Origin of the sequence: Streptomyces sp. NPDC058246 (assembly GCF_042881985.1) — a bacterium.
In the GTDB taxonomy this organism is placed as follows: Bacteria; Actinomycetota; Actinomycetes; order Streptomycetales; family Streptomycetaceae; genus Streptomyces.
On the sequence record NZ_JBHVWZ010000026.1, the window covers coordinates 111,731 to 123,591 of the forward strand.

Annotated in this window: 9 protein-coding genes; 7 read left to right on the top strand and 2 right to left on the bottom strand. The window is 70.0% G+C overall.

The window, feature by feature from the left end; genetic code table 11:
• Positions 1-146 precede the first annotated feature (146 nt).
• The 3 genes from ACFVXA_RS30420 (at position 147) to ACFVXA_RS30430 (ending at position 5,347) form a co-directional block, all read left to right on the top strand.
• Positions 147-3,170 (top strand): glycoside hydrolase family 3 N-terminal domain-containing protein, encoded by a 3,024-nt coding sequence (locus ACFVXA_RS30420; RefSeq protein WP_390027748.1) that lies wholly within the window; start codon positions 147-149, stop codon positions 3,168-3,170.
• Positions 3,171-3,401: 231 nt separating this feature from the next.
• Positions 3,402-4,772 carry a hypothetical protein gene (locus ACFVXA_RS30425; protein WP_390027751.1) on the top strand — a complete coding sequence of 457 codons (1,371 nt, stop codon included), beginning with the start codon at positions 3,402-3,404 and terminating at the stop codon, positions 4,770-4,772.
• Between the two features lie 143 nt (positions 4,773-4,915).
• Positions 4,916-5,347 (top strand): group II truncated hemoglobin, encoded by a 432-nt coding sequence (locus ACFVXA_RS30430; protein ID WP_390027753.1) that lies wholly within the window; start codon positions 4,916-4,918, stop codon positions 5,345-5,347.
• Between the two features lie 27 nt (positions 5,348-5,374).
• Here the strand turns inward: ACFVXA_RS30430 and ACFVXA_RS30435 are convergent, their stop codons facing one another.
• Together ACFVXA_RS30435 and ACFVXA_RS30440 are read right to left on the bottom strand one after the other, a co-directional pair.
• A complete protein-coding gene (locus ACFVXA_RS30435) occupies positions 5,375-5,557 on the bottom strand; it encodes a hypothetical protein (RefSeq protein ID WP_390027755.1) in 183 nt (60 codons plus the stop codon).
• 459 nt (positions 5,558-6,016) lie between these two features.
• Positions 6,017-6,646: a YceI family protein gene (locus ACFVXA_RS30440; protein WP_389749293.1), complete on the bottom strand. Its 630-nt coding sequence runs from the start codon at positions 6,644-6,646 to the stop codon at positions 6,017-6,019.
• Between the two features lie 271 nt (positions 6,647-6,917).
• Here ACFVXA_RS30440 and ACFVXA_RS30445 point away from each other — a divergent pair, with 271 nt between their 5' ends.
• The 4 genes from ACFVXA_RS30445 (at position 6,918) to ACFVXA_RS30460 (ending at position 11,741) form a co-directional block, all read left to right on the top strand.
• Positions 6,918-7,415, top strand: coding sequence for a hypothetical protein (locus ACFVXA_RS30445; RefSeq protein WP_362026627.1), 498 nt, complete (start codon positions 6,918-6,920; stop codon positions 7,413-7,415).
• A 2-nt stretch (positions 7,416-7,417) separates the two neighbouring features.
• Positions 7,418-9,730, top strand: coding sequence for a polysaccharide lyase 8 family protein (locus ACFVXA_RS30450; protein ID WP_390027758.1), 2,313 nt, complete (start codon positions 7,418-7,420; stop codon positions 9,728-9,730).
• A 154-nt stretch (positions 9,731-9,884) separates the two neighbouring features.
• Positions 9,885-11,492: an acyl-CoA carboxylase subunit beta gene (locus ACFVXA_RS30455; protein WP_362026633.1), complete on the top strand. Its 1,608-nt coding sequence runs from the start codon at positions 9,885-9,887 to the stop codon at positions 11,490-11,492.
• A gap of 57 nt (positions 11,493-11,549) precedes the next feature.
• The gene (locus tag ACFVXA_RS30460) at positions 11,550-11,741 is read left to right on the top strand and encodes an acyl-CoA carboxylase subunit epsilon (protein ID WP_362026635.1); all 192 of its coding nucleotides are present in this window, start codon (positions 11,550-11,552) and stop codon (positions 11,739-11,741) included.
• Positions 11,742-11,861 lie beyond the last annotated feature (120 nt).

An 11,861-nucleotide genomic window follows, 5' to 3' on the forward strand; every position in this document is an offset into this window, starting at 1 on the left:
GGTTCCGGGGACGCCAGTTAACTCACGCCGTGATCTAAGTCGTAAGAGTACTCAAGAGGCTTACTGAGGCCCGCTGTGGTTCGCCGCAGCCCGCTGAAGATCACGGAGCTCACTGAAGAGGATTTACGAGAGTCGAGGGAAGGTCCATGCGAAGAACCGCCCTGCTCGCCTCCGCCGCCTTGCTCACCGGGCTGCTGCCCCTGGCCTCAGCGGGGGCCGCCGCGGGGGCCGACGAACCGGCCCCGGTCCCCGTCGATGCCTTCGAGGGAGAGGTCCCGTTCGCGAATCCGCCCGCCGACGGCATCTTCACCTGGGGCAGTGACACCGACGACCCGCCCCAACTGGCCCTGACCGCCCGCGCCGACGCCCCCGAGGGCGCCAAGGTGCTCACCGGCAGCTACGACATCAGTGGCTACGGCGGCTTCACCCACGACTTCGCCTCCGGCCTGCCCGCCCACGACTGGTCCACGCACAAGGGCATCCGTTTCTGGTGGGACGGCCAGAACAACGCCAAGAAGATCGCGTTCGAGATCAAGGACGGCGGCGCGAACGGCGAGGCCTCCGAGCTGTGGACGACGTCCTTCACCGACGACTTCACCGGCTGGAAACAGATCGAGATCCCCTTCACCGACTTCACCTATCGCACGGACTACCAGCCCGTCGGCGGTATCGACCAGGTCCTCGGCCTCACCCAGATGTGGGGGTACGCCGTCACGCTCCCGGTCGGCCTCAAGGGCAAGTTCGCCATGGACGACGTCGAGTTGTACGGCAAGGCCGACCAGTCCCTGCGGGCCTCCGTGACCACCGACTCCGCCGTGTACCCGGTGAAGAAGGGCGGCACGGCCGCGGTGAAGGTCTCCGTCGCCACCACCGGCGCCGCCCCGATCGACGAGCCGGTGACCGTCGCGTACGAGAGCGCGGGCGGCACCGCCGAGTCCGGCACGGACTACACCCCGGTCAAGGGCGAGGTCACCTTCCCCGCGGGCACGGCGTCCGGCACCTCGCGCACGATCCAGGTGCCCACGCTGAAGGACAAGTCCGCCGAATCCGCCGAGACGATTCCGCTCAAGCTCACGGTCGCCGGCGCGAAGGCCCCCACCGAGACCCCGCAGGTCGTCATCGACGCCCACGGACTCCCGTATCTGGACCCGAAGCTGCCCGTGCAGAAGCGGGTCGCCGATCTCGTCTCCCGGATGTCCCTGGAGGAGAAGGCCGGGCAGATGACCCAGGCCGAACGCGGCGCGGTCACCACGCAGGGCGACATCGCGACGTACGACCTCGGCTCGCTGCTGTCGGGCGGCGGCTCGACGCCGACGCCCAACACCCCCGAGGCCTGGGCGAAGATGATCGACGCCTTCCAGCTCCGCGCCCAGGCGACGAGGTTCCAGATCCCGCTGATCTACGGCGTGGACGCGGTGCACGGCCACAACAACCTGGTCGGCGCGACGATCATGCCGCACAACATCGGCATCGGCGCGACGCGTGATCCCCAACTGGCCCAGAAGACAGGCTCGGTGACGGCCTCCGAGGTCCGCGCCACCGGCATCCCGTGGGACTTCGCCCCCTGCCTCTGCGTCACCCGCGACGAACGCTGGGGCCGCTCGTACGAGTCCTTCGGCGAGGACCCGGCGCTGGTGAAGTCCATGGAGACGATCATCCAGGGCCTCCAGGGCGCCGCCAGTGGCAAGGACCTGAAGGACGACGACAAGGTGCTCGCCACCGCCAAACACTTCGTGGGTGACGGCGGCACGGTGTACGGCTCGTCCACGACGGGCTCGTACACGATCGACCAGGGCGTCACGAAGGTCACCCGGCAGCAGCTGGAGGCGATCCACCTCTCCCCGTACCAGACGGCGGTCGACCGAGGCATCGGCTCGGTCATGCCCTCCTACTCGTCCCTCGACATCGTCGGCGACGGTCAGGGCCCGGTGAAGATGCACGCGCGCGCCGACATGATCAACGGCGTCCTCAAGGACCGTATGGGCTTCGACGGCTTCGTCATCAGCGACTGGGCGGCCATCGACCAGATCCCCGGCGACTACGCCTCCGACGTCCGTACGTCGATCAACGCGGGCCTCGACATGATCATGGTCCCGTACGCGTACAAGGACTTCCGCACCACCCTGATCGACGAGGTGAAGGCGGGCCGCGTCAGCGAGAGCCGGGTGAACGACGCCGTCTCGCGCATCCTCACGCAGAAGTTCAAACTGGGCCTCTTCGAGAAGCCGTACGCCGACACGAGCGGCGCGGCGCAGATCGGCTCGACCGCGCACCGGGCCGTCGCCCGCCAGGCGGCAGCCGAGTCGCAGGTCCTGCTGAAGAACGCGAACGGCGTACTCCCGCTCAAGAAGTCCCAGAAGGTGTACGTCGCCGGATCGAACGCCGACGACCTCGGCAACCAGACCGGCGGCTGGACCCTCACCTGGCAGGGCTCGTCCGGAAAGCACACGGACGGCACGACGATCCTGGAAGGGATGCGGAAGGCCAGCGGTGACGTCATCACGTACTCCAAGGACGCCTCGGCGCCCACCAGCGGCTACGACGTGGGCGTGCTCGTCGTCGGCGAGACCCCGTACGCCGAGGGTGTCGGGGACGTGGGCAATGGCAACGACCTCGACCTGACCGCCGCCGACAAGGCCGCCGTGGACAAGGTGTGCGCTGCCATGAAATGCGCGGTCCTGATCGTCTCGGGCCGCCCGCAGCTCATCGGCGACCGGCTGTCCGCCGTCGACTCCCTGGTCGCCTCCTGGCTGCCGGGCACAGAGGGCGACGGTGTCGCCGACGTCCTCTACGGCAAGCGCCCCTTCACCGGCCAACTCCCCGTCACCTGGCCGAAGTCGGAGTCCCAGCTCCCGATCAACGTCGGGGACACGTCGTACGATCCGCAGTTCCCGTACGGCTGGGGGCTGACCACTCTCACGAAGGTGCCGCAGGGCGGCTCGGCCACGCTGAAGGGTCTCGAGATCGCCGCCAGGATCGCGGAGAAGGCCGGCTCGGCCGAGGCGGGCCGCGCACTCGTCACCAAGGCCCGCCTCCTGGTCCAGCAGAAGATCGGCTCGGCCATCACCGCGGCAACGGCAAAGCCCTTCGCCGACGCCGACCACCTCCTCCTGACCGGCGACTACGCGGCCGCGGTCGCGAAACTGACGGAGGCGTACCGGGCCGGGTGACCGCCGACCCGTCCGGCGTCTCCCGTCCGAAAGTCTGAGGCGTCCGAAAGTCTGAGGCGTCCGAAAGTCTGAGGACGAGGCCGTTCAGGCCGAGAGCGCGGGGTCTGGGGGCGGCGGCCCCCAGGTACGGGACGGGTAGGGGCGGAGGGGGCGAAAACCCCCGTAAGCCCCTACCCGTCCCAAAAACCACATTTCCACCCCTCCGGAGTGGTTTCGGGTAGTTTCGAAGACATGAAGGCCGCACGCACCCGAGGGCTCCCCGGACTCCTGCTCGCGCTGGTCGTCGCCGCCCTGGCGGTACTCGCGCCCGGCGCGCCCAGCGCGCCCAGCGCCCACGCGGCCACCTCCATCGACACGATCGCCGCCGCCCTCCGCAAGACGCCGGTCTACGTGGACCCCGCCGCCTCCACCCAGTTGTCCGCCACGGACGCCACCACCCTCGCCAAGAAGATCAAGGCCGCGGACAAGCCCCTCCTCGTCGCGGTCCTCCCCGCCGGCTTCCCCACCCAGAACCTCTTCCAGAACCTGCGCACCGCCACCGGCATCACCGGCCTGTACGCCATCCGGCTGGGCGACCGCTTCGACGCCCGCGCCGACGCCTCGGTGATGTCCGGCACCGCCGTGCAGAACCTCGTCACCAGCGTTCAGGGCGAGAAGAACGCGACGACCCAGCTGAACGACTTCACGGACCGCGCCCTCACCAACATCGGCGGCTCGGCCCCCGGGAGCTGGAGCGGCGGCGGCACAGGCAGCGGCGGCGTCTCCACGGGCGCCCTGATCGGGGTCGGCGCGGTCGTCGTGGCCGGCGGCGCGGGCGCGTACACGCTCGTACGCCGCAACCGTCGCCGCAAGGAGGAGGAGCAGCGCGCCGCGCTCGACAAGCTCCGCGTGGTCGTCGACGAGGACATCACGGCCTTCGGCGAGGAACTCGACCGGCTCGACTTCCACCCCGCCGAGGCGGGCGCGGACGACGCGATGCGCGCGGACTACGAGCGAGGCCTGGACGCGTACGAACAGGCGAAGTCGTCCATGGCCGCGGCCCGGCGCCCCGAGGACGTACGCGCGGTCACCCAGTCCCTGGAGGACGGCCGCTTCTCGCTCGCGGTACTCGCCGCGCGCCGCGAGGGCAGGCCGGTCCCCGAGCGCCGGGCCCCCTGCTTCTTCGACCCACGCCACGGCCCGTCCGTCGCCGACGCGACCTGGACGCCCTCCGGCGGAGCGGCCCGCGAGGTCCCGGTCTGCGCGGCGGACCGGGCCCGCCTCGCCGACGGAGCCGACCCGGCGGTCCGGGAGGTCGAGACGGAGTACGGCCGCCGCCCGTACTGGGACGCGGGCCCGGCGTACGGCCCCTGGGCCGGCGGCTACTTCGGCGGCGGCCTGCTGCCCGGCCTCCTCGTCGGCACACTGCTCGGCAGCGTGATGTCCAGCCCCTCGTACGCGTCCGACTACGGCTCCGGATACGGCGACTTCGGCGGCGCCGGTTACGACGGCGGCGACGTCTCGGGCGCCGACTTCGACCCCGGCGACTTCAGCGGCGGCTTCGGGGACGGCGGGGGAGGCGGTGACTTCGGCGGGGGAGGGGACTTCGGAGGAGGCTTCTGAGCATCGGGGGGCGCCCTACCGAGCCGAGCGGAGCCGGGCCGAGCGGGATAGAGCCGAGCGGAGCGGAGCCGGGCCGAGTGGGATAGAGCCGTGCGGAGTGGGGCTCTTGGCGGAATCCGATCCACCGCCCCACCATGAGGGCCATGACGAATCTCTACGAACACGCGGGCGGCGACGAGGCCCTGCACCGCCTGGAGGAGATCTTCTACGCGATGGCACTCGCGGATCCGGTCCTGCGCGAGGTCTTCCCACGCCGCGAACCGCACCACGTCGACCATCTGACCTGGTTCACCGCGGAGTCCTTCGGCGGCCCCGACCGCTTCAGCCGGGAACTCGGCTTCGAGCACATCATCAAGGTGCACCGTGGCCTGCGGATCACCGACGAGCAGCGCGAACGCTTCGTACAGGTCTATCTGGAGTCCCTCGAGGAGGCGGACCTGCCGGACGACGAACCGTTCCGCGCGGCGGTCCGCTCGCACGTCGAGTTCGGCTCGCACGTGGCCCAGCAGAACTCCCGGGCAAAGACGGACGAGGAGCTGCATCCACTGCGCGAAGTCCCGCACTGGGACTGGTAGTTCGGACCGGTGGGGCAGACAGTCAGTTCAGACAGGTGGGCCTGGGGGTAGGTCCGACAGGTACGTCCGGCTGGTAGGGCACCCCCCTTCTCGCGCCACCTCCACGTCGGCGAGGCCGTCCATCAGCCCGGCCGCGAGCCGCAGCACCTCCCGCCCGGTCTCGCTCAGCGTGCCGAGCGCCGTGGCCGGCCAGGCGTCACGCTCGGCCATGTCCCGCTCCAGCGCGCGGCAGCCCCGAGTGGTGAGCGTGAGCAGTGGGCCGCCGCCCTGTGGCTGGAGGGCGCCGCCGGACTACACAGCGACGTCCTCGTACTCGCGGTCGCCCTGGGCCATCGCCTCGGCCTGGTGGCCGCTGCCGGTCCCGCGCCGCTGGGCCGTCGAGACGCTTGCTCGTGACACCGGTGGTGTCGTTCTTGAGGCCGTACGCGAACGTAATTTCTCGCGGAAGAGATTGTCAGCAATTCTGTCGGTTTCATTGTGAACACTCAACGGTGCACAGCGGACTCACAGGAGAAGCCCCGCGATTCCCCAGGGTTCCGGGGGGAGCCGGAGACGGGTGCGCCGCCCCGGGACATGCGGAGCGCCCGCCCTCCTCGTGCGGGGGAGTCGAAGGGCGGGCGCGCTCAGGAGCTCAGAAGACCGGCGGCTCGGTGAAGGCGGGGGAAGGGATCAGCCCGCGTTCTTGATGGCCGAGATGTCGAAGACCAGCTTGATCTTGTCGGAGACGAGCACGCCACCGGTCTCCAGCGCCGCGTTCCAGGTGAGGCCCCACTCGGAGCGCAGGATCTCGGACTTGCCCTCGAAGCCGGCGCGCTCGTTGCCGAACGGGTCCTTGGCGACGCCGTTGAACTCCAGGTCGATCGTGAGCGGCTTGGTGACGCCCAGGATCGACAGGTCACCGGTGATCCGGTAGTCGTCGCCGCCCAGAGCCTCCGCCGTGGTGGAGCGGAACGTCATCGTCGGGAACTCCTCGACCCTGAAGAAGTCGGAGCTCTTGAGGTGGCCGTCGCGGTCCGCGGAGCCGGTGTCGATGCTGTCCATCCTGACGTCGATCGAGGCGGTGGACTTGGAGGGGTCCGCGCCGTCCAGGTGCAGGGTGCCCTCGGCGTCCTTGAAGTGGCCCTTGACGTTCGTCACCATCGCGTGCCGGGCGACGAAGCCGATCGTGGTGTGCGCCGGGTCGATGGTGTAGTCGCCGGTCAGCGCGGCCAGGTCGGGGTTCACGGCGGCGGCCTCGGCGGTCGTGGCCGTGGCGGTCTCGGGGGTGTCGGTGGCGCTCTTGCGGCTGAAGATGCCCATGACGTGCTCCTAGGGGGGACAGGTCGCGGATTCGTCCGGAAGCCGCGGCACAGAGGATGTTGAATGTTCAACGAGGTCAACGTGAAGGACCGTAGACCTATTCCATTCAATTTTCAACATCAATCGCAGCGTGTCGGCGACGTTACTTTGAGTTGATTCCGTCCGCCCTCTGGCGGACGCGCGTAGACCTCGGGCACCATCTCCGTGCACCGCCTGCACCGCCCGCACAGCCGCTCCACAGGAAGCACGGTCGTCCGCAGGAAGGGTCCCCATGAAGTTTCGCTCCGCCCTGACCGCCCTCGCCCTCGTCGTCGCCCCCGGTGTCGCGGTCGTCGGCACCGCCACCGACGCCTTCGCCGTCACCAAGATCAGCCACGCCACGGCCACCTCGATGTTCCGTGAGGTCGGCATCACCTGGTCCTCGTCCGGAGGTTGCTCCGACCGGAACAACTCCACCTGTACGTCCTTCGAGCAGCTCAACCTCGCCACCGCACAGGGCGCCCAGACCCTGAAGCGGGCCAGCGGCTGCGCGCTCAACATCACCGGCGGCACCGAGACCGGCCACGCGAGTGGCACGTACTCGCACTGGAACGGCTACAAGCTCGACTACGGCAAGAACACCTGCGTCACCGCCTACATCAAGAACAACTTCGGCTACATCGGCCTGCGCGGCGACGGTGCCCCGCAGTACCAGTCCGGTTCCGGCAACATCTATGCCGACGAGGGCAGCCACTGGGACGTCCTCTACTACAACTGTGGCGGCTGCTAGGCGTGGCGGCCACCCGTCGGACGTTTCTGCTGGCGGCCGCCCTCGCGGCGGCCGCCGGTGGCGCACCCCCCGCTCACGCGGACGCCGACGAGTACGCCGGCCTCCGTGCGCGCTGGCTGGAAATAGCCCTCGGGACCGGCTACGACCCCGCGGCCGAGCCGTACGCCTCCCGTCTGCGCGAGACCGGCGAACTCGCCCGCGCTTTCGCGGCGACCATGGCGCCGACGGCCGGCTCCCTCTGGCCGGGGTATCCCTTCGACCCGCCCTCCGGCATCACCCAGAGCTACGGCAGGCTGTGGACGATGACGCAGGCGTACCTCCAGGAGGGCACCGGGTCGACCGCCGACGACACCCTCCTCGCGGACGTGATCGCGGGCCTCGACCACCTCTCCGCCACCGTCTACAACCCTTCCACCACCCGTTACGGCAACTGGTGGGAGTGGCAGATCGGCAGCCCCCGCCTCCTGATGGACATCGTGGCGGCCCTGTACGACCACCTCACCGACGCGCGGAGAGCCGCCGCCTGCGCCGCCGTCGACCACTTCATCCCGGACGACATGCTCCGCGTCTACGCCGGCACCTCCACCGGCGCCAACCGCGTCGACCTCTGCCGGTCCGTCGCGTTGCGCGGCATCCTCGGCCGGGCTCCCGACCGGATCGCGCTCGCCCGGGACGCGCTCTCGCCCGTCTTCCCGTACGTGACGACGGGGGACGGGCTCTACGCGGACGGCTCGTTCGTGCAGCACACCTGGGTCGCGTACTCGGGGACGTACGGACAGGTCATGCTCGACGGTCTGGGCCGGCTCTTCGCGCTGCTGGCAGGGTCCACCTGGGAGGTGACCGACCCGAACCGGCAGATCGTCCTCGACAGCGTCGAGCACGCCTACGCGCCCCTGATCCACGACGGGTTGGCGATGGACAGCGTCAACGGGCGTGCCATCAGCCGGGGTTACCTGAAGAGCGACGACCGGCACGTCATGCGCAGCGACCACTTCCACGGGCAGGGGCTGATCGCCGCGATCGCGCTGCTGGCCGAGGGGGCGACTCCCGCCGAGCGGGACCGCTGGCACGGGCGGATCAAGGGGTGGATCGAGCGGGACACGGTGACCCCGGTCCTCACGGCGGCCCAGTTCGGGGTCGCCGATCTCGCCCGGCTGCGCGCCGTGGCCGATTCCACCGCCGAGCCCGCCCCCGAACCCGCAGGACACCACCTCTTCGCGGCCATGGACCGCGCCGTGCACCGCGGCCCGGGGTTCACCGCCAACCTCTCCCTGGCCTCCGAGCGGATCGCCTTCTACGAGTGCGGCAACGGCGAGAACCCGCGCGGCTGGCACACCGGCGCCGGGATGACGCTGTGCTGGGCCGACGGGCACGCGGACCAGTACACGGACTGGTTCTGGCCCACCGTGGACTGGTACCGGCTGCCCGGAACGACCGTGTCCACCAAGCGACTTGCCGACAGGGAGGGCGGCGAATGGGGAGCGGCGAGGCCCGCCGTGCGGTGGGTCGGCGGGACCACGGACGGCACCTACGCGGCCGTGGGGCAGCATCTCAAAGGGCTCGGCTCCACCCTCGAAGCCCGTAAGTCGTGGTTCTGCGTCGCCGACTCCCTCATCTGCCTGGGCGCGGGGATCACGGCCGCCGACGGGGTGCCCGTCGAGACGGTGGTCGACAACCGCAACCTGGGGGAGGGCGGCACGCAGCGGTTCACGCTCGCTCGCGGATGGGCTCATCTGGAGGGCCACGGCGGATGGGTCTTTCCGGGCGGTACGTCGGCCCTGCGCGCCCTGCGCGAGGACCGCACCGGCGCCTGGTCCGACATCAACACCACCAGCACCACCGAGCGACGCACCCGGCGCTGGCAGACGCTCTGGCTGGAGCATGGCACGGACCCGGCCGGGGCGGCGTACGCCTATCTCCTGATGCCGGGGGCCTCGCGCGACGCCGTGGCGGCCCGGGCGGCCGACCGCGACTGGCTGTGCGTCCTCGCGAACGACGCCCGCCGCCAGGCCGTCCAGGTGCGCTCGCTCGGCCTGACGGCCGCGAACTTCTGGGGGGCCGGCACGGCGGGGCCGCTGGGCGCCTCGGCGGGGGCGAGCGTGCTCGTACGGCGCCGGGGGAGTACCGCTACGCTCTGCGTGAGCGAGCCGCCGCGTACCGGGGAGGCGCTGGAGATCGTCTGGGACCGGCCGGTGCGCGAGGTCGTCCGCGCGGATCCGACCGTCGAGGTGCTCGGCACAGGCCGCCGATTGAGGGTCCGTTTCACTCCAGGGATGGCATGCGCCACTCATGAATGTGAGGTGACTCTCAGGTGACTCCTTTGTGCGACCTCTACAAGCCGAAGGGCCTCTGAGCAGTCAGATCGCCTGCATAAGGTTGAGGTTCTGTTCAGGGGTACCAGGAAAACGGCCCGGAGACTGTACGGAGTCGACGGCTCGCTTTCCTTGGTGAGCTTCGTAAGGTCGCTACATGACCGTTTTGGACGAGGCCGGCCCGACAGACTCCGCGAGCACCCCTGGCGAACCCACGGACGCGCGCGGGCGCGTGGCCGAGCTGCACGCGATCCGTGCGGAGGCGCTGCGGGGCCCCAGCGAGAAGGCGACCGAGGCACAGCACGCCAAGGGCAAGCTGACGGCCCGGGAGCGCATCGAGCTGCTGCTGGACGCCGGTTCGTTCCAGGAGGTCGAGCAGCTGCGCCGGCACCGGGCGACCGGGTTCGGCCTGGAGGCGAAGAAGCCGTACACCGACGGTGTCGTCACCGGCTGGGGCACGGTGGAGGGCCGTACGGTCTTCGTGTACGCGCACGACTTCCGGATCTTCGGCGGCGCGCTGGGCGAGGCCCACGCCACCAAGATCCACAAGATCATGGACATGGCCATCGCGGCCGGTGCGCCGCTGGTCTCCCTGAACGACGGCGCGGGCGCCCGTATCCAGGAGGGCGTCTCCGCCCTCGCGGGCTACGGCGGCATCTTCCAGCGCAACACCAAGGCGTCCGGCGTCATCCCGCAGATCAGCGTGATGCTCGGCCCGTGCGCGGGCGGCGCGGCCTACAGCCCCGCCCTCACGGACTTCGTGTTCATGGTCCGCGACACCTCGCAGATGTTCATCACCGGTCCGGACGTGGTCAAGGCCGTCACCGGCGAGGAGATCACGCAGAACGGCCTCGGCGGCGCCGACGTGCACGCCGAGACGTCCGGCGTCTGCCACTTCGCGTACGACGACGAGGAGACCTGCATCGCGGAGGTGCGCTACCTCCTGTCGATGCTCCCGCAGAACAACCGCGAGAACCCGCCGCACGTCGAATCCGAGGACCCGGCCGACCGCCGCTCGGACGTCCTGCTGGACCTGGTCCCCGCGGACGGCAACCGGCCGTACGACATGGCGAAGGTCATCGAGGAGCTCGTCGACGACGGCGACTACCTGGAGGTCCACGAGCGTTGGGCGCGCAACATCATCTGCGCGCTGGCCCGTCTCGACGGCCAGGTCGTGGGCATCGTCGCCAACCAGCCGCAGACCCTCGCGGGCGTGCTGGACATCGAGGCCTCCGAAAAAGCTGCGCGCTTTGTCCAGATGTGTGACGCTTTTAACATTCCGATCGTCACCCTCCTGGATGTCCCCGGATTCCTCCCGGGCGTCGACCAGGAGCACGGCGGGATCATCCGGCACGGCGCGAAGCTGCTGTACGCGTACTGCAACGCGACGGTGCCGAGGATCTCGCTCATCCTGCGCAAGGCGTACGGAGGTGCCTACATCGTCATGGACAGCCAGTCCATCGGGGCGGACCTCACCTACGCGTGGCCGACGAACGAGATCGCCGTGATGGGTGCGGAAGGTGCGGCCAACGTCATCTTCCGCCGTCAGATCGCCGAGGCAGCGGATCCCGAGGCGATGCGGGTGCGCATGGTCAAGGAGTACAAGGCCGAGCTCATGCACCCGTACTACGCGGCGGAGCGTGGCCTGGTCGACGACGTCATCGACCCCGCGGAAACCCGCGAGGTGCTGATCAAGTCGCTCGCGATGCTGCACACCAAGCACGCGGACCTGCCCTCCCGCAAGCACGGCAACCCCCCGCAGTAACCCAGCGGATCCTCCGCGGTACCCCCGCGGAAACCTCTCTCACGGAGACTGAAACCTATGGACACGCCTGACATTCGCGTCGAGAAGGGCCACGCCGAGCCCGAGGAAGTCGCCGCCATCACGGCGATCCTGCTGGCCCGCGCCGCCGCCGCCCCCACTGATGCTCCGGTCCACCGAGGCCGCCACAAGGCAGGCTGGCGCCGCCTGGAGCGCGAGCCCGGCTTCCGGGCCCCGCACAGCTGGCACTGACCCTTCAGCGCACACGGCCCCGCTCTCCTCCGGGAGGGCGGGGCCGTGGTGTTCGTCCGCCGGGACGTCGGAAGGCAGCGAAAACGGCTCTCGGCCCCTCCAGAAGGAGGGGCCGAGACC